This is a genomic window from Pedobacter sp. WC2423, assembly GCF_040822065.1.
Taxonomy (GTDB): domain Bacteria; phylum Bacteroidota; class Bacteroidia; order Sphingobacteriales; family Sphingobacteriaceae; genus Pedobacter.
The window spans coordinates 4,692,717-4,708,291 of the sequence record NZ_CP162005.1; the positions used below are offsets into that span (position 1 = coordinate 4,692,717).

At 38.6% G+C, this 15,575-nt stretch carries 25 protein-coding genes; 23 read left to right on the forward strand and 2 right to left on the reverse strand.

Annotation, left to right across the window (positions count from 1 at the left end; genetic code table 11):
• Positions 1-17: 17 nt before the first annotated feature.
• On the reverse strand, positions 18-662 hold the full coding sequence (locus AB3G38_RS19475; protein ID WP_367865448.1) for a hypothetical protein: 645 nt from the start codon (positions 660-662) through the stop codon (positions 18-20).
• A 186-nt stretch (positions 663-848) separates the two neighbouring features.
• On the opposite strand from AB3G38_RS19475, the gene AB3G38_RS19480 reads away from it, so the two are divergent.
• The 7 genes from AB3G38_RS19480 (at position 849) to AB3G38_RS19510 (ending at position 6,879) form a co-directional block, all read left to right on the forward strand.
• Positions 849-1,070: a VF530 family DNA-binding protein gene (locus AB3G38_RS19480; protein ID WP_367865449.1), complete on the forward strand. Its 222-nt coding sequence runs from the start codon at positions 849-851 to the stop codon at positions 1,068-1,070.
• A gap of 220 nt (positions 1,071-1,290) precedes the next feature.
• Entirely contained in the window at positions 1,291-1,704 is a 414-nt protein-coding gene (rpsL, locus tag AB3G38_RS19485; RefSeq protein WP_008244597.1) for a 30S ribosomal protein S12, read from the forward strand.
• Between the two features lie 16 nt (positions 1,705-1,720).
• Positions 1,721-2,188: a 30S ribosomal protein S7 gene (gene rpsG / locus AB3G38_RS19490; protein ID WP_367865450.1), complete on the forward strand. Its 468-nt coding sequence runs from the start codon at positions 1,721-1,723 to the stop codon at positions 2,186-2,188.
• A 16-nt stretch (positions 2,189-2,204) separates the two neighbouring features.
• On the forward strand, positions 2,205-4,319 hold the full coding sequence (gene fusA, locus AB3G38_RS19495) for an elongation factor G (RefSeq protein ID WP_367865451.1): 2,115 nt from the start codon (positions 2,205-2,207) through the stop codon (positions 4,317-4,319).
• Between the two features lie 62 nt (positions 4,320-4,381).
• Positions 4,382-4,687, forward strand: a complete 306-nt coding sequence (gene rpsJ / locus AB3G38_RS19500; protein ID WP_008244591.1) for a 30S ribosomal protein S10 — start codon at positions 4,382-4,384, stop codon at positions 4,685-4,687.
• A gap of 118 nt (positions 4,688-4,805) precedes the next feature.
• Positions 4,806-5,351: a hypothetical protein gene (locus AB3G38_RS19505; protein WP_367865452.1), complete on the forward strand. Its 546-nt coding sequence runs from the start codon at positions 4,806-4,808 to the stop codon at positions 5,349-5,351.
• Between the two features lie 205 nt (positions 5,352-5,556).
• Complete coding sequence (locus AB3G38_RS19510; protein ID WP_367865453.1) at positions 5,557-6,879, forward strand: outer membrane beta-barrel protein; 1,323 nt, start codon at positions 5,557-5,559, stop codon at positions 6,877-6,879.
• A 74-nt stretch (positions 6,880-6,953) separates the two neighbouring features.
• Here AB3G38_RS19510 and AB3G38_RS19515 read toward each other — a convergent pair whose 3' ends face one another.
• Positions 6,954-7,577, reverse strand: coding sequence for a hypothetical protein (locus AB3G38_RS19515; RefSeq protein WP_367865454.1), 624 nt, complete (start codon positions 7,575-7,577; stop codon positions 6,954-6,956).
• Between the two features lie 78 nt (positions 7,578-7,655).
• Between AB3G38_RS19515 and AB3G38_RS19520 the strand changes: the two genes are divergently transcribed.
• The 16 genes from AB3G38_RS19520 to rpsN all read left to right on the forward strand — a co-directional run bounded on the left by AB3G38_RS19520 (position 7,656) and on the right by rpsN (position 15,531).
• A complete protein-coding gene (locus AB3G38_RS19520) occupies positions 7,656-8,492 on the forward strand; it encodes a sulfite exporter TauE/SafE family protein (protein ID WP_367865455.1) in 837 nt (278 codons plus the stop codon).
• Positions 8,492-8,887: a DUF1634 domain-containing protein gene (locus tag AB3G38_RS19525; protein WP_367865456.1), complete on the forward strand. Its 396-nt coding sequence runs from the start codon at positions 8,492-8,494 to the stop codon at positions 8,885-8,887. Before AB3G38_RS19520 ends, AB3G38_RS19525 begins: the two co-directional genes overlap by 1 nt.
• Before the next feature lie 183 nt (positions 8,888-9,070).
• Positions 9,071-9,688 carry a 50S ribosomal protein L3 gene (rplC, locus tag AB3G38_RS19530; RefSeq protein ID WP_111633989.1) on the forward strand — a complete coding sequence of 206 codons (618 nt, stop codon included), beginning with the start codon at positions 9,071-9,073 and terminating at the stop codon, positions 9,686-9,688.
• Between the two features lie 4 nt (positions 9,689-9,692).
• A complete protein-coding gene (gene rplD, locus AB3G38_RS19535; protein ID WP_068403503.1) occupies positions 9,693-10,322 on the forward strand; it encodes a 50S ribosomal protein L4 in 630 nt (209 codons plus the stop codon).
• 1 nt (position 10,323) lies between these two features.
• Positions 10,324-10,614 (forward strand): 50S ribosomal protein L23, encoded by a 291-nt coding sequence (gene rplW, locus AB3G38_RS19540; RefSeq protein ID WP_068403500.1) that lies wholly within the window; start codon positions 10,324-10,326, stop codon positions 10,612-10,614.
• 23 nt (positions 10,615-10,637) lie between these two features.
• Entirely contained in the window at positions 10,638-11,462 is an 825-nt protein-coding gene (rplB, locus tag AB3G38_RS19545; RefSeq protein WP_068403499.1) for a 50S ribosomal protein L2, read from the forward strand.
• Positions 11,462-11,728, forward strand: a complete 267-nt coding sequence (rpsS, locus tag AB3G38_RS19550) for a 30S ribosomal protein S19 (RefSeq protein WP_008244581.1) — start codon at positions 11,462-11,464, stop codon at positions 11,726-11,728. Before rplB ends, rpsS begins: the two co-directional genes overlap by 1 nt.
• A gap of 7 nt (positions 11,729-11,735) precedes the next feature.
• Positions 11,736-12,098, forward strand: coding sequence for a 50S ribosomal protein L22 (gene rplV, locus AB3G38_RS19555; protein WP_037442604.1), 363 nt, complete (start codon positions 11,736-11,738; stop codon positions 12,096-12,098).
• A 5-nt stretch (positions 12,099-12,103) separates the two neighbouring features.
• The gene (gene rpsC / locus AB3G38_RS19560; RefSeq protein WP_041878513.1) at positions 12,104-12,964 is read left to right on the forward strand and encodes a 30S ribosomal protein S3; all 861 of its coding nucleotides are present in this window, start codon (positions 12,104-12,106) and stop codon (positions 12,962-12,964) included.
• A 38-nt stretch (positions 12,965-13,002) separates the two neighbouring features.
• Positions 13,003-13,425 (forward strand): 50S ribosomal protein L16, encoded by a 423-nt coding sequence (rplP, locus tag AB3G38_RS19565; RefSeq protein WP_068403497.1) that lies wholly within the window; start codon positions 13,003-13,005, stop codon positions 13,423-13,425.
• Positions 13,426-13,499: 74 nt separating this feature from the next.
• On the forward strand, positions 13,500-13,709 hold the full coding sequence (rpmC, locus tag AB3G38_RS19570; RefSeq protein WP_068403496.1) for a 50S ribosomal protein L29: 210 nt from the start codon (positions 13,500-13,502) through the stop codon (positions 13,707-13,709).
• Positions 13,710-13,722: 13 nt separating this feature from the next.
• Positions 13,723-13,977, forward strand: coding sequence for a 30S ribosomal protein S17 (gene rpsQ, locus AB3G38_RS19575; RefSeq protein ID WP_037442595.1), 255 nt, complete (start codon positions 13,723-13,725; stop codon positions 13,975-13,977).
• 1 nt (position 13,978) lies between these two features.
• Positions 13,979-14,347 carry a 50S ribosomal protein L14 gene (rplN, locus tag AB3G38_RS19580; protein ID WP_041878524.1) on the forward strand — a complete coding sequence of 123 codons (369 nt, stop codon included), beginning with the start codon at positions 13,979-13,981 and terminating at the stop codon, positions 14,345-14,347.
• Positions 14,348-14,378: 31 nt separating this feature from the next.
• Positions 14,379-14,690: a 50S ribosomal protein L24 gene (gene rplX, locus AB3G38_RS19585; protein WP_183866286.1), complete on the forward strand. Its 312-nt coding sequence runs from the start codon at positions 14,379-14,381 to the stop codon at positions 14,688-14,690.
• Entirely contained in the window at positions 14,690-15,262 is a 573-nt protein-coding gene (gene rplE, locus AB3G38_RS19590) for a 50S ribosomal protein L5 (protein ID WP_367865457.1), read from the forward strand. Before rplX ends, rplE begins: the two co-directional genes overlap by 1 nt.
• The gene (rpsN, locus tag AB3G38_RS19595) at positions 15,262-15,531 is read left to right on the forward strand and encodes a 30S ribosomal protein S14 (protein ID WP_041878530.1); all 270 of its coding nucleotides are present in this window, start codon (positions 15,262-15,264) and stop codon (positions 15,529-15,531) included. Before rplE ends, rpsN begins: the two co-directional genes overlap by 1 nt.
• The last annotated feature ends 44 nt before the right edge of the window (positions 15,532-15,575 follow it).

Consider the following 15,575-nt stretch of genomic DNA (forward strand, 5'->3'; position numbering starts at 1 on the left):
CTCTGAAGCCTTATTTTTTAACGGGCTTTAAAAAAGCTCTCTTTTAATTTTTGTGCATCTATTAATGGTTCTGGTTCGTCAAGTCTGATTAACCAGCCCTTTTGTTTCAGTAATGCGATCTCTGCTTTAGCTACGGAAAGGTCTTTTCCTTTAATGTGCTCACGATAGATCAGCGGGGCAGGTGGTTCTACGTTGGTTCCGGTGGAGAACAAAACTTCAATATTGAATTTTGGCCATAACTGGATGTCACCAAGGTTGGCAGAAAAGATCTTTTTAGCACTGTGCGCCGGGATGACTGCTGCAAATTCACTTTTGAAATTTCCGCCTTTTTCTGTGGTTAAAGTAGCAAGTAACTGAAAGGAAGTTTCATTGACCAGGTTGAAGTGTGCAACTGCTGTACTGTGCTGATCGGTAATTAAGCCCAGATAAACGCCTTCTTTGATAAATTCAGCAACTGGAACAACTGTAGACTGACGGTTAGTGACAACGGTATTCTCATCTGGAATTTCGCCATGTACTAAAGTCACTTTAGAGGCTTGTACCGGAATTTCAAAATCATTGGAGTCTGTTACACCTATGGTGTCTTTGTCAATGATGCGGGTAATATACCCTTCTATATTTTCGTCTACGAAACGTACGAAATCACCTAAGTTGAAGTTCATATGATTGTTTTTTTATGGAGCAGTTATGCTATTCATACAAACCTAAGGAATAATATAGAATAAATGGGAGGGAACAGGGGTGGAATGTTCATACGGCGGGTGTAAGCCTGACCTTACCTTCATTTTGCAAGGGTTAGACTAGTATATGCAACAAGTTTTTTATCTTTGGCCATCGAAAGAAGTTTTATGGCAGAAGAGAAACAGGTTAATAACCCATTACACGGGAAAACATTGGAGTTTATTCTTAAACAGCTGGTGTGGCATTATGGATGGCCGGAAATGGGGGCAATGATCAAAATTGCTTGTTTTAACAATGATCCAAGCATGAAGTCCAGTCTGACTTTTTTGAGAAAGACAGACTGGGCACGTAAAAAAGTAGAGAAATTGTATCTGGATACTTTTCATTAAAAGCTTTGCCTGAGCTGCAAGGAAATTTTCCTTCCCTTACGGGTAAATTACACTTTCTGTAACCCGTAAATACCCTGTAAGTCTGTGTTTTCGTTTTTTTATGTTTCAAATGGATTAAATTACAGTTAACCCCTTGATTTATAAATTGTATTGTCTTACCTTTGCAGTCCCTTATTGAGGGGTAAAGTTTTTAATAACAATATAGAAAAAACAAAAAACAATGCCAACCATTCAACAATTAGTTAGAAAAGGTAGAGTAGCACTGGAGTTCAAGAGTAAGTCTCCTGCGTTGGACAGCTGTCCACAGCGAAGAGGTGTATGTACACGTGTATATACCACTACCCCTAAAAAACCAAACTCAGCAATGCGTAAAGTTGCACGTGTACGTTTAACCAATGGAAAAGAAGTTAACGCTTATATTCCTGGAGAAGGTCACAACTTGCAGGAGCACTCCATTGTATTGATCCGTGGTGGTCGTGTTAAAGATTTACCAGGTGTACGTTATCACATCATCCGTGGAGCATTAGATACTTCAGGAGTTGCTGGTCGTAACCAACGTCGTTCAAAATACGGTACTAAACGTCCTAAACCAGGTCAGGTAGCTGCCGCACCAACAAAAGGTAAAAAGAAATAATTAGGAGGAACAGAAAATGAGAAAGTCAAAACCAAAAAAGAGAATTATCCTTCCTGATCCGAAATTTAACGATGTTCAGGTGACAAGATTTGTAAATAATATGATGTACGATGGAAAAAAATCTATCGCTTACTCTATTTTTTATGATGCAGTAGAATTAGCTGAGAAAAAAGCTGGTGAAAATGGATTAGAAATATGGAAACGTGCTTTAACAAATGTAATGCCTGCTGTAGAGGTTAAGTCACGCCGTGTTGGTGGTGCTAACTTCCAGGTTCCTACTGAAGTTCGTCCGGACCGTAAAATTGCTTTAGGCATGAAATGGTTAATTTCTTATGCACGCAGACGTGGTGAAAAAACCATGAAAGAAAAGTTAGCAGGAGAAATCGTTTCAGCTGCTAAAGGTGAAGGTGCTGCTGTAAAGAAGAAAGAAGATACGCACAAAATGGCTGAAGCCAACAAAGCGTTCTCACATTTCCGTTTTTAATTACTGAAAACATAAGATGTCAAGAGATTTAAAATTCACAAGAAACATTGGTATTGCTGCGCACATTGATGCTGGTAAAACCACTACTACAGAGCGTATCCTTTATTATGCTGGTGTTAGTCACAAAATTGGTGAAGTGCACGAAGGTGCTGCAACAATGGACTGGATGGCACAGGAACAGGAACGTGGTATCACTATTACTTCTGCTGCTACTACTGTTGGCTGGAAATATAGAGGACAAGATTACCATATTAACATCATTGATACACCGGGTCACGTGGATTTTACCGTTGAGGTAAACCGTTCACTTCGTGTATTGGATGGATTGGTATTCTTATTTTCTGCGGTTGATGGTGTTGAGCCTCAATCTGAAACTAACTGGCGTTTAGCTAACAACTACAACGTTGCCCGTATCGGCTTCGTCAACAAGATGGACCGTAATGGTGCCGATTTCCTGAAAGTTGTTGGACAGGTTAAAAGCATGTTAGGCAGTAATGCAGTTCCTTTACAATTACCTATCGGTGCTGAAGAAGGCTTTAAAGGTGTTGTTGATTTAATTAACAACCGTGGTATCGTTTGGAATGAGCATGATAAAGGGATGACCTTTACTGAAGTGCCAATTCCAGAAGATATGCTGGATGAAGTTGCTGAATGGAGAGAAAAATTATTAGAATCTGTTGCTGAGTATGATGAGACTTTGATGGAGAAATTCTTCGAAGCTCCTGAAACTATCACTGAACGTGAAGTTTTAGATGCATTACGCCAGGCAGTATTGGATGCTAAAATTGTACCTATGGTTTGTGGTTCATCTTTCAAAAACAAAGGTGTTCAAACCATGCTTGATTATGTGATGGAATTATTGCCTTCACCAATGGATCAGGAAGGTGTAATTGGAACTAACCCAAATACAGGTGAAGAAGTTTTACGTAAACCAAGTGAGGCAGAACCTTTTGCAGCTTTAGCATTTAAAATTGCAACAGATCCTTTCGTAGGTCGTTTATGTTTTATCCGTGTTTACTCGGGTAACTTAGAGGCTGGTTCTTACGTTTATAACGCACGTTCTGAAAACAAAGAGCGTATCTCCCGTATCTTCCAGATGCATGCAAACAAGCAAAATCCTATTCCAAATGTTGGAGCTGGTGATATTGCTGCGGTTGTAGGCTTTAAAGATATCAAAACAGGTGATACACTTTGTGATGAGAAAAACCCAATCATTCTGGAGTCAATGAACTTCCCTGAGCCGGTTATCGGATTAGCTATTGAGCCTAAAACTCAGGCTGATGTTGATAAATTAGGTATCGGACTTTCTAAATTAGCTGAAGAAGATCCTACATTCAGAGTACAAACTGATGAGGATTCTGGTCAGACTATTATCTCTGGTATGGGTGAGCTTCACTTAGATATCCTGATTGACCGCTTAAAACGTGAGTTTAAAGTAGAGGTTAACCAGGGAGCGCCACAGGTTTCTTACAAAGAAGCAATCACTGGTACTGTTCAACACCGTGAAACGTATAAAAAACAATCTGGTGGCCGTGGTAAATTCGCGGACATTCAAATCGTTATTTCGCCAATCGATGCTGACTTTGAAAAAGGTGGTTTACAATTTGTAAACGAAATTACTGGTGGTTCTATTCCTCGTGAATTTATTCCTTCAGTTGAGAAAGGATTTGCTGCTTCAATGTCTAACGGAGTTTTAGCTGGATACCCACTTCCGGATATGAAAGTTCGTTTAATTGATGGTTCATTCCACGCAGTCGATTCAGATGCTTTATCTTTCGAACTTGCTGCTAAAATGGCATACCGTGAAGCATTACCAAAATGTAGCCCTGTATTGATGGAGCCAATCATGAAAATCGAAATCTTAACCCCTGAAGAAAACATGGGTGATGTTATCGGTGACATGAACCGTCGTCGTGGTCAGTTATTAGGTATGGATACACGTAATGGTTCTCAGGTAATTAAAGCAACTGTACCACTTTCTGAAATGTTTGGTTATGTAACTCAGTTACGTACAATCACTTCAGGCCGTGCAACGTCTACTATGGAGTTCGATCACTACGAACCAGCTCCAAGAAACGTGATGGAAGAAGTAATTGCTAAATCAAAAGGCAGAATCAAATCTGCTGATTAATAAAAAATAAATCAGCTGCCTGTTATTAATAGCTCTAACAGGCGGCTTTAAATAAAAATAAGATGAGCCAAAGAATCAGAATTAAATTAAAATCTTACGATTACAATTTAGTAGATAAATCTGCTGAGAAAATCGTTAAGACTGTAAAACCTACGGGTGCGGTTGTTAGTGGACCAATTCCATTACCAACAGAAAAGAAAATCTTCACTGTTTTACGTTCACCACACGTGAACAAAAAAGCACGTGAGCAGTTTCAATTATGTGCATACAAACGTTTGTTAGATATTTATAGCTCTAACTCTAAAACTGTTGATGCATTGATGAAACTTGAATTACCTAGCGGTGTTGAAGTAGAAATCAAAGTTTAATGCTTTTTTAGCTTACAAAGTAAAAGGCCTTCGGAAATTCCGGAGGCCTTTTACTGTTTAAAGGATTTATGTTGTTTATCAGTGTTTAATGTTTAGTTTAGCCTAAACACTCAATCAAATGACAACTCAGGATGAATCTGCTTATATTGATAAATCAGCTATTTATGATGCTGCTATCGAACCTCAATATTTGATTAAAGAATCGAAATTTTTATTATTAAGTATTTTAACTTTTGGCCTTTATCCTGTTTGGTGGATTTACAAGACCTGGGTATTTTTTATTCAGCGTGAGCGGTCAGATGCTAGTCCTGCAATAAGAGTAGTTTTTAATTTCTTTTTTTTGTTACCACTGTTAAACAGAATCAGGCAGTTTGCAAGGCAGAAGGCATACCAAGGGAATTCTTACCCATTGGTCAGTTTTATTTTGATTCTTGGTACGAGTTTTTGTTCCATATTCCCTCCCCCATTTTTTTTAATCTGTATACTAACTTGCGTCTTTTTATTACCAGCAGTGAAGGCTTTGAATTATGCTATTCAACAGTCTCCTGAAATTCTTTCTTATGAAGACGAAGGATTCAGAACGAGACAAATGGTACTAGTTGTCATTGGTAGTATTTTTTGGGTACTTATTGTAATTGGGTTGATTGGTCAGGCTATAAATTAAATAAAGAGGAGTCCAATATATTTTTTGATAGCTTTATTATGAAAAATAACCTTTCCATTTTGGAAGACTTTTTATGGTTAATAAGATTAGATTCTAATATTTTATGTATTAATCCGTTGATAATTAAGTGTTTATTTGTTAGTTTGAATTTGTGGCATTTGCTTGGAATAGGTGGTAAATATTAAAATAAACACACCAGGTTATAATGAAAAAACTACTATTGGCAATCATCTCAATGACAGCTCTTGCGTTCAATGGATACGCACAACAAGATACCTTAAAAGTAAACAAAGATACAGTGGCCCGTTCACTGCCTTCACCTATTGATTCACCTCCTTTTCCAACTTCGGAGTGGGATGGCGCTCCTTTAATTGGCGTAAACTCTGAAGCACCAAATTATCCTTTACAAAAGTTACTGGGTCTGAAGGGACGTTTCAAAATATATGGCTGGCTTGATTTCGGCGGAAATATAAGTTCATCGAAACATTCAAATGCACCTGAATCTTATGATATTGTACCTAATGGGGTCGGGTTGGATCAGGCCATTATCAAAATAGAAAGACAACCTAATACGGTACAAACAAAACATTTTGATTACGGATTTTTATTGACCAATATATTCGGAACTGATTATCGGTATACAACGGGGAAAGGCTATTTCAGTGATCAGTTGCTGAAACATAATAATAAATATGGCTATGACCCTGCTGAGATTTACGGATTACTTTACTTTCCTAAAGTTGCAGATGGTCTGGTTTTAAAGATCGGTCGTTTTATTTCTCCTGCGGATATTGAAGCACAATGGGCCCCTGATAATTATTTATACTCACATTCATTGATGTTCACTGTCGATCCCTATACTTTCACAGGAGTACAAGCTACTTTTAAATTAGGGGCGCACTGGCAGCTAATGGCAGGTGCACATACTGGTAATGACATGGCTCCCTGGAGTAACTCTGCGAGTTTGAACGGGTTGCTGATGGCGCGCTGGGTGTCTGCTGATAATAATAACTCTCTGTTTGGAGGGATTAACTCACTGGGATCAGGGAAGTATAAAAATAACCATGATAATCTGCAAATGCTGGTTGCTACCTGGGGACATCGTTTCAGCGGAACGGTGCACATGATGACTGAAGTTTATTATTTGTGGCAGAAAGATGCGCTGGTTGGTGGTACTGTAATAGATGGCCCTCCGCAAGATTTTTATACAGGAGTAGGTGCAGGAAATCTGATACCTGGAACTTCAAAAGCTGTTGGTGCAGTCAATTATTTCCAGATTAAATTTTCTGCCAAGGATTACCTTTCTGTCCGTAATGGTTATTTGAGTGATCCACAAGGAAACAGAACAGGGTATGCGACTCAATATTCAGACCATACCATAGGCTTTGTACACCACTTTAATAGTTTGATTATGATCCGTCCTGAAATCAGATACGAACATGCTTATAAAGATGGGATAACACCTTATGATAATGGAGTTAAAAAGGATCAGTATACGGCTGCAATGGATATAATTGCAAGATTTTAAGTCTTATAAATTTTAGTTTAATAAAAATGCCGCTGGTTTTTCAGCGGCATTTTATGTTAAAAAAGGGGCAGGGATTAAAGACCGCGGCCTCTGTATTCATCCAGTTTGTTACGTTCATCCTGTAATTCTCTGGCTAATTTCTTTTCTTTCTCATTGGCCTTCACTTTATAAGCCTGATATTCTTGTGAAATCTCTTCATACAAACCTGTTCTATACTTTGCTTCATGCGTGTTCTTAGCAGATCTGATGGTTACAAAGGCAAAGCCTAATGCAAGAGCGATAATCAGGGTCCATACGATCGTATTATAAGTTCCTTTAGCGAAAGAGATACCCAAAAAGTTGATCTCATTCACTTTTGAATTTGAAGAGGCCAGAGAGTTCTCATTTCCTTTAATCTGGTTATTCAGTTCAGTGATTGTTTTAGCCTGTTCTGCTACCTTTGCATTTGCGGTTTTATAAGTATTGCGTTCTTTCCGGATAGAATCGGTTACACTTTTATAAAAAGAAGAGAGTCTGTAGGGGTTGATCAATTTATAAGTGCTGACCGTTTTTGATTTTGCAAGCATCAATTCATACTGACCTCTTAGGCTTGGGTCTGCTTTTGCACTATCAACAGGTAGTTTTACCTGTGCATTGCTTTGCATAAATGATAGGTTAATCATCACAAGGGTAAGGAGCGGGAATAGGAATTTGTTCATTTGGAATAGATTATTTATAATTTAACAATGAGATTTTAATTTTATTGTGTTTTGATTGTAGATAGTATATTTGTCTCAATGTCGGTATTACTATTTACAATTATTGTTTTGGCTGGTGCTTTTTTAGCAGGACTGGTTGGTTCTTTAACGGGTTTAGGTGGTGGAGTGATCATAATTCCCTTACTAACACTGGTTTTAGGAGTTGATATTCATTATGCAATCGGAGCTTCTATCGTTTCGGTTATTGCTACTTCTTCCGGTTCGGCAGCTGCTTATGTCAGGGAAGGGATTACGAATATCCGGATTGGGATGTTCCTGGAAATTGCAACGACAATCAGTGCAGTCATAGGGGCAATAATTACGGTTTACATCAACCCGGGTTATATTGCAGTGATCTTCGGTTGTATCCTGCTTTTTTCTGCGGCAATGATGGTGCGTAAAAAGGTAGATCATTCGGATGACCGGACAACAGGTGTATTAGCTAATTTCTTTAAGTTAAACGGAAGTTATCCTACGGCCGGTGGAACGGTTAAGTACGGTGTACATAACGTGGTAGGCGGCTTTATTATGATGTTTGTAGCAGGAATTATTTCCGGGTTACTTGGGATTGGCTCAGGAGCTTTAAAAGTTGTGGCCATGGATAACATTATGCGTTTGCCATTTAAAGTGTCTACAACAACCAGTAATTTCATGATGGGCGTAACTGCTGCTGCGAGTGCAATTGTCTATTTACATCGCGGACAAATTGATCCGGGAATAGCGATGCCGGTTACATTAGGCGTGTTGACGGGAGCTACAGTGGGCTCTAAATTATTAGTCAAGACAAATACTGACAAACTTAAAGTTATATTTGCCGTTGTAGTGACTTTCCTGGCACTACAAATGATTTATAACGGATTAGCTGGAAAACTGTAATGAAGCAAACGGGTAAACATTATTTCGCGGATAAGGATATACAAGTCATTCTGGGCACATTGCTTCGGGTAGGGGTGATCGCGTCGATGCTGGTTGTTTTTATCGGAGGAGTGATTTATCTGAGTGGGTATAGCCGTGAAATCATTGATTACAGCGTTTTTAATCCTTCTAAAACAAAATATTCTTCAATTCTGGCTATCTTTCAGGGCTTAAGCGCTTTAGACGGAAGAGCCATTATACAATTCGGAACTTTGCTCCTGATTTTTACCCCTGTTACACGAGTAGTTTTTTCGATTTTCGGCTTCCTGATTGAGCGGGATTATTTATATGTGCTGATCGGCGTGTTTGTATTGTGTGTAATTCTGATCAGTTTGAGTAACAAGCTGGTAGGATAAATAATGGCTTAACTGCGTTTTATCCGATCTCTCCGGAAATAATAGCATTTATTTACAAAATAAATTCGCTAACTATTTGATCATTAAGATTTATTTCTTATTTTTGCCCTCCCTTAATAGGGATGTGTATCCACCTTGAACGAAGCCCTACTGCTTCGATGGGTGTTAAATTTAAAAAAGAAAATGTCAGGTATTATTGGAAAAAAAGTAGGAATGACCAGCATTTTCGACGCCGATGGAAAAAACATTCCATGTACGGTGATCGAAGCTGGGCCTTGTGTTGTAACACAGGTTAAGACCGCAGAGAAAGACGGTTACGTTTCAGTTCAGTTAGGCTTCGATGAAGCTAAAGAAAAGAACACCACCAAGCCTTTAAAAGGCCATTTTGCGAAAGCAAGCACAACTCCAAAACGTAAGTTGGTAGAATTTGAACCGTTTGAGGAATCGTTGAATTTAGGCGATACTGTTACGGTTAACATTTTTGCTGAAGGCGATTTTGTTGATGTAGTTGGTACTTCAAAAGGTAAAGGTTTTCAAGGTGTTGTGAAACGCCATGGATTTGCGGGTGTGGGTGGACAAACTCACGGTCAGCATAACAGAATGCGTGCGCCAGGTTCATTGGGTGCGGCTTCGTATCCAGCACGTGTATTTAAAGGTATGCGTATGGCAGGTAGAATGGGTGGAGATAGAGTGAAGGTTCAGAACTTACAGGTTTTGAAAGTTTATGCAGATCAAAATCTTGTTGTAGTTAGTGGTTCCATTCCAGGAGCTAAAGGTTCTTACGTAATCTTAGACAAGTAAGCAGATGGAATTAAATGTAGTAAACATTTCAGGAAAAGAGACAGGTGCCAAGGTGCAACTTCCTGAGTCGGTATTTGGTGTAACACCTAGCGATCATGCAATTTATTTAGATGTTAAACAGTATTTGGCTAATCAACGTCAGGGTACTCACAAGTCTAAACAACGTAATGAAATCGCTGGTTCAACACGTAAATTGTATAAACAAAAAGGAACTGGTGGTGCTCGTGCGGGTAGTATCAAATCTCCATTGTTTAATGGTGGTGGTCGTGTATTCGGTCCTCAACCACGTGATTACAGTTTTAAACTGAACAAAAAATTAAAATCACTGGCACGTAAATCTGCGTTGTCATACAAAGCTCAGGATTCAAACATCCTTGTTTTAGAAGATTTTACTTTTGATTCAATCAAAACTAAAAATTACATCGCTTTAGTTAATGCGTTAAGCTTAACTGGTGAGAAAACTTTGTTGGTTTTACCTGTTCAGGATAACAATATTTATTTATCAAGCAGAAACATCCAGAAAGTAAAAGTAATTACTGTAGATCAGATCAATACATATGATGTATTAAACTGTGGTAAACTTTTATTAACTGCAAACACTGTTAAAACATTGGAGGAGGCATTTGCCAAGTAATATGGAATTTTTAAAAAAACCAATACTAACCGAAAAAGCTTCTGCACTTACAGAAAAGTCAAGCCGCTTTACTTTCCAGGTTGAACACAAAGCAAACAAATTGCAAATTAAACAAGCTATCGAAAAAATGTATGGTGTTAACATCCTTGCAATCAATACTATGATTGTAAACGGAAAGTTAAAATCAAGAAATACAAAAGGTGGTTTAGTTACGGGTCGTAGCCCGAAATACAAAAAAGCGATTGTTACTCTGGCAGCAGGTGAAACAATTGATTATTACGCGAACATTTAATAAGAATTGAATATTTTATAACTATGGGCTTAAGAAAATTTAAACCAGTCACTCCGGGTACCCGCTTTAGAGTTGGGGCCAGTTTTTCGGAGATTACAGCAACCAAGCCCGAAAAATCATTGGTTGTTTCTTCTAAGAAATCGGGAGGACGTAACAATACAGGAAAGATGACTATGCGCTACATGGGTGGTGGTCACAAAAAATCTTACCGTTTAATTGATTTTAAACGTGATAAGTTTGATATTCCTGCAACAGTTGCTACTGTTGAATACGATCCAAACCGTACTGCACGTATCGCATTATTACATTATGCTGATGGTGAGAAGCGTTACATTATTTCACCAGAAGGCTTACAAGTTGGGCAAAAAGTATTATCAGGTGATACAGCGACTCCAGAAGTTGGAAACGCTTTAAAATTATCAAATATCCCTCTGGGATCAATTGTACACAATGTGGAGATTCATCCGGGTCGTGGTGCTCAATTGGCTCGTAGTGCCGGTGCTTATGCACAATTAGCTGCGCGTGATGGTAAATATGCTACATTGAAAATGCCATCAGGTGAGACAAGATTAATCTTGACTACTTGTTTAGCAACTATCGGATCTGTTTCAAATTCAGATCACGCCAATGAAGTATTAGGTAAAGCAGGTCGTAAACGTTGGTTAGGACGTCGTCCTAGAACACGTCCGGTTGCGATGAATCCTGTCGATCACCCAATGGGTGGTGGTGAAGGTCGTTCATCAGGTGGTCAGCCAAGATCAAGGAATGGTATGTATTCTAAAGGCTTCAAGACCCGTCAACTTAAAAAATACTCAAATCGTTTCATCATAGAGAAAAGGAAGAAATAATGGCTCGTTCGATTAAAAAAGGACCTTATATTGACCATAACGTAGAGAAGAAAGTAGTATCTATGAATGATTCAGGCAAAAAGTCTGTCATTAAAACTTGGTCACGCAGATCAATGATCTCACCAGATTTTGTGGGTCATACATTTGCAGTTCATAACGGTAATAAATTTATACCGGTATACGTAACAGAAAACATGGTTGGTCACAAGCTGGGAGAGTTTGCTCCAACCAGAACATTTAGGGGTCACTCTGAAAAGAAAAAATAATTAAGAGATGGAAGCAGTAGCGAAATTAAACAATTGTCCAACCTCACCACGTAAGATGCGTTTGGTTGTAGATCTTATCAGAGGTGAGCGTGTTGAGAAAGCATTACATATTTTAAAATTTACCAATAAAGAAGCGGCAATAAGAGTTGAAAAACTTTTGTTATCAGCAATCAAAAACTGGGAAACTAAAAATGAAGGTTCTCGCCCTGAAGAAAACCAATTATACGTGAAAACGATAATGGTTGGTGGCGGCCGTCAGTTGAAAAGACTGAGACCAGCACCTCAAGGTCGTGGTTACAGAATACGTAAGCGTTCTAACCATGTAACTTTGATAGTAGATAGTAAAAACGTTGAAACTCAAACTAATTAGTAGAAATGGGACAAAAAGCACATCCAATAGGAAACAGGTTAGGAATCATCAGAGGTTGGGATTCTAACTGGTTCGGTGGCAACAACTATGCTGACAAATTAGTTGAGGACGAAAAAATAAGAAAATATCTTTCTGTGCGTATCGCAAAAGGAGGAGTAGCTAAAGTAGTTATCGAACGTACGTTAAAACGTATCACTGTAACTATCCACACTGCCCGTCCAGGTATCGTGATCGGTAAAGCAGGAGCTGAGGTTGATAAGATCAAAGAAGAGTTAAAGAAACTGACTAAAAAGGAAATTCAAATTAACATTTTTGAGATCAAACGTCCTGAGCTTGATGCACAACTGGTAGCAGAAGGTGTAGCAAAACAATTAGAGGCAAGAATCTCTTTCCGTAGAGCCATGAAGTCAACTATCGCATCAACAATGCGTATGGGTGCTGAAGGTATCAAAATAATGACTTCAGGTCGTTTGGGCGGAGCAGAGATGGCTCGTAATGAGCAGTATAAAGAGGGAAGAATTCCTTTGCATACTTTCCGTGCTGATATTGACTATGCATTAGCTGAAGCATTAACTACCTATGGTAAGATTGGTGTTAAAGTATGGATCTGTAAAGGCGAAGTTTATGGTAAACGTGATCTTTCTCCAAACATTGGTGCAGTAAGTAACGCTCCTGGTAAAGGTGGCAGACCTGAAGGTGCTTTTGGTGCAGGTGGCAGAGACAGAGATAACCGTGGCGGTGGTGACAGAAGAAACGACAACAAAGGTGGTCGTGGAAGAGGTCCGGGTCAGGGTGGTCCAGGTCAAGGCGGTCCAGGTAGAGATAATAGAGGCGGAAATACTCCTAACAGAGGTCCTCGTAAATAATTAGTTAACAGATCGTTTTACGATAATATTAAGATAAAATGTTACAGCCAAAAAGAACGAAGTTCAGAAAGATGCAAAAGGGCAGAATGAAGGGTTTAGCTACACGTGGAGCTGAATTATCATTCGGGTCTTTCGGGATTAAATCTTTAGAGGCGACCTGGATTACAAGTCGTCAGATAGAGGCAGCCCGTATTGCGGTAACTCGTTTCATGAAACGTGAAGGCCAAGTGTGGATTAGAATTTTCCCGGACAAACCGGTTACTAAGAAACCAGCTGAAGTACGTATGGGTAAAGGTAAAGGTGCTCCAGAGTACTGGGTAGCTGTTGTTAGACCAGGACGCATCATTTTTGAAGCTGAAGGTGTATCGTTAGAAGTTGCTAAAGAAGCAATGAGATTAGCTGCTCAAAAATTACCTATCCAAACCAAGTTTGTAGTACGTAGAGATTACGTAGAAGCATAAAAAGAGTTTTGGGGTCAATGTTGTAAGTAACTTGTTTTTATAACCGCTAGACCCAGAACATAAAAATTAATAAAATGAAGAACTCAGAAATCACAGGGCTTTCAAAAGAAGAACTAGTAGTCAGGATTGCAGAAGAAAAAGAAAACTTAGTTAAGTTAAAATTTGCACATACAATTTCGGCTATAGAGAATCCTACCCGTATCACTAAGGTAAGAAAAGACATCGCCCGATTAAATACTGAAATGACTAAGCGTAATGCTGAGTCAGCTAGTGAAACTAAATAACTTTAGAGTCGAAATGGAAAGACAATTAAGAAAAACAAGAACCGGGTTGGTGGTAAGCAACAAAATGGATAAATCTGTTGTTGTAGCGGTAGAACGTAAAGTGAAACACCCGATCTATGGTAAGTTTGTTAAGAAAACTACCAAATTTATGGCTCATGACGAGAAAAACGATTGTGGTATTGGTGATACAGTACTTATCATGGAGACTCGTCCGCTGAGTAAAAACAAGAACTGGAGATTAGTGGAAATTTTAGAGAGGGCTAAATAACATGGTACAACAGGAATCAAGATTAAACGTAGCCGACAATAGCGGCGCAAAACAAGTATTGGTTATCCGTGTACTTGGTGGAACCGGAAAGAGATACGCTTCTATTGGTGACAAAATCGTTGTTACCGTTAAAAGTGCATTGCCTTCAGGTAACATTAAAAAAGGAACCGTTTCTAAAGCAGTTGTTGTAAGAACAAAGAAAGAGATCAGACGTAAAGATGGTTCTTACATCCGTTTCGACGATAATGCAGCAGTCTTATTAAATGCACAAGATGAGCCGCGTGGAACACGTATTTTTGGCCCGGTAGCGAGAGAACTGCGTGAGAAACAATTCATGAAGATTGTATCATTAGCACCGGAGGTATTATAAAATGAAAAATAAAGTAACTGTTCAACCAAAAATTAAAATCCGTAAAGGAGATTTAGTAAAGGTTATCGCTGGTGATTCAAGAGGCCAGGAAGGTAAAGTGCTTTCAGTATTAATTACTAAAAGCAGGATACTGATAGAAGGTGTTAACCTTGTGTCTAAACATACAAAACCAAATGCTGCTAATCCTAACGGAGGTATCATTAAAAAAGAGGCTGCTCTTCATATTTCTAACGTTGCGTTAATTGATCCTAAATCTGGAAAAACTACGCGTGTTGGCAGAAAGCTTAACGCTGCTGGGAAATTAGTTAGGGTATCTAAAAAATCAGGAGAGGAGATCAAATAATGACTTACATACCAAGATTAAAGACTAAATACAAAGAGGAAATTGTTTCTGCTCTGAAAGAGAAGTTCAATTACAAAAGCGTAATGCAGGTTCCTAAGTTAGAGAAGATAGCTGTCAACCAGGGTGTTGGTCGTTTCTCTGTAACTGACAAAAAAATTATGGACAGTTCTATTTTAGAAATGACCACAATCACAGGTCAGCAGGCAGTTGGAGCGAAATCTAAAAAAGATATCTCAAACTTTAAATTGCGTAAGGGTATGCCAGTAGGTGTACGTGTAACTTTACGTGACAATAACATGTTTGAGTTTTTAGATCGTTTAATTTCCGTAGCTTTACCACGTATCCGTGATTTCAAAGGTATCAACGATAAAGGATTTGATGGAAAAGGTAATTACACATTAGGTATTACTGAACAAATCATCTTCCCTGAGATCAACATCGACAAAATCTCTAAGATTTTAGGTATGGATATTACCTTTGTAACTTCAGCAACAACTGATGTTGAAGCATTGGAACTTTTAAAGCAATTTGGATTACCATTTAAAAACCAAACCCTTAATACAGATCAATAATGGCAAAAGAAGGTGTAAAAGCTCGCGAAATTAAGCGCCAGAGATTGGTAGCTAAGTATGCTGACAAACGTGCAGAATTAAAAGCTGCAGGTGATTTCGAAGGATTAGATAAGTTACCAAAAAACTCATCACCAGTACGTTTACACAACCGTTGTAAATTAACTGGCCGTCCACGTGGTTACATGCGTACTTTCGGTATATCAAGGGTTACATTCCGCGATATGGCATTAGCAGGAAAAATTCCTGGAGTTACCAAAGCAAGCTGGTAAAATCGTTTTACGTTAGAGAGTTTTACGCATCATGCGTTTAACTT

Bases quoted from the DNA above. Each gene is read 5' to 3' on its own strand.
- AB3G38_RS19475 (WP_367865448.1), bottom strand. From the start codon at position 662: ATGAACTTCAACTTAGGTGATTTCGTACGTTTCGTAGACGAAAATATA.
- AB3G38_RS19480 (WP_367865449.1), top strand. From the start codon at position 849: ATGGCAGAAGAGAAACAGGTTAATAACCCATTACACGGGAAAACATTG.
- rpsL (WP_008244597.1), top strand. From the start codon at position 1,291: ATGCCAACCATTCAACAATTAGTTAGAAAAGGTAGAGTAGCACTGGAG.
- rpsG (WP_367865450.1), top strand. From the start codon at position 1,721: ATGAGAAAGTCAAAACCAAAAAAGAGAATTATCCTTCCTGATCCGAAA.
- fusA (WP_367865451.1), top strand. From the start codon at position 2,205: ATGTCAAGAGATTTAAAATTCACAAGAAACATTGGTATTGCTGCGCAC.
- rpsJ (WP_008244591.1), top strand. From the start codon at position 4,382: ATGAGCCAAAGAATCAGAATTAAATTAAAATCTTACGATTACAATTTA.
- AB3G38_RS19505 (WP_367865452.1), top strand. From the start codon at position 4,806: ATGACAACTCAGGATGAATCTGCTTATATTGATAAATCAGCTATTTAT.
- AB3G38_RS19510 (WP_367865453.1), top strand. From the start codon at position 5,557: ATGAAAAAACTACTATTGGCAATCATCTCAATGACAGCTCTTGCGTTC.
- AB3G38_RS19515 (WP_367865454.1), bottom strand. From the start codon at position 7,577: ATGAACAAATTCCTATTCCCGCTCCTTACCCTTGTGATGATTAACCTA.
- AB3G38_RS19520 (WP_367865455.1), top strand. From the start codon at position 7,656: ATGTCGGTATTACTATTTACAATTATTGTTTTGGCTGGTGCTTTTTTA.
- AB3G38_RS19525 (WP_367865456.1), top strand. From the start codon at position 8,492: ATGAAGCAAACGGGTAAACATTATTTCGCGGATAAGGATATACAAGTC.
- rplC (WP_111633989.1), top strand. From the start codon at position 9,071: ATGTCAGGTATTATTGGAAAAAAAGTAGGAATGACCAGCATTTTCGAC.
- rplD (WP_068403503.1), top strand. From the start codon at position 9,693: ATGGAATTAAATGTAGTAAACATTTCAGGAAAAGAGACAGGTGCCAAG.
- rplW (WP_068403500.1), top strand. From the start codon at position 10,324: ATGGAATTTTTAAAAAAACCAATACTAACCGAAAAAGCTTCTGCACTT.
- rplB (WP_068403499.1), top strand. From the start codon at position 10,638: ATGGGCTTAAGAAAATTTAAACCAGTCACTCCGGGTACCCGCTTTAGA.
- rpsS (WP_008244581.1), top strand. From the start codon at position 11,462: ATGGCTCGTTCGATTAAAAAAGGACCTTATATTGACCATAACGTAGAG.
- rplV (WP_037442604.1), top strand. From the start codon at position 11,736: ATGGAAGCAGTAGCGAAATTAAACAATTGTCCAACCTCACCACGTAAG.
- rpsC (WP_041878513.1), top strand. From the start codon at position 12,104: ATGGGACAAAAAGCACATCCAATAGGAAACAGGTTAGGAATCATCAGA.
- rplP (WP_068403497.1), top strand. From the start codon at position 13,003: ATGTTACAGCCAAAAAGAACGAAGTTCAGAAAGATGCAAAAGGGCAGA.
- rpmC (WP_068403496.1), top strand. From the start codon at position 13,500: ATGAAGAACTCAGAAATCACAGGGCTTTCAAAAGAAGAACTAGTAGTC.
- rpsQ (WP_037442595.1), top strand. From the start codon at position 13,723: ATGGAAAGACAATTAAGAAAAACAAGAACCGGGTTGGTGGTAAGCAAC.
- rplN (WP_041878524.1), top strand. From the start codon at position 13,979: ATGGTACAACAGGAATCAAGATTAAACGTAGCCGACAATAGCGGCGCA.
- rplE (WP_367865457.1), top strand. From the start codon at position 14,690: ATGACTTACATACCAAGATTAAAGACTAAATACAAAGAGGAAATTGTT.
- rpsN (WP_041878530.1), top strand. From the start codon at position 15,262: ATGGCAAAAGAAGGTGTAAAAGCTCGCGAAATTAAGCGCCAGAGATTG.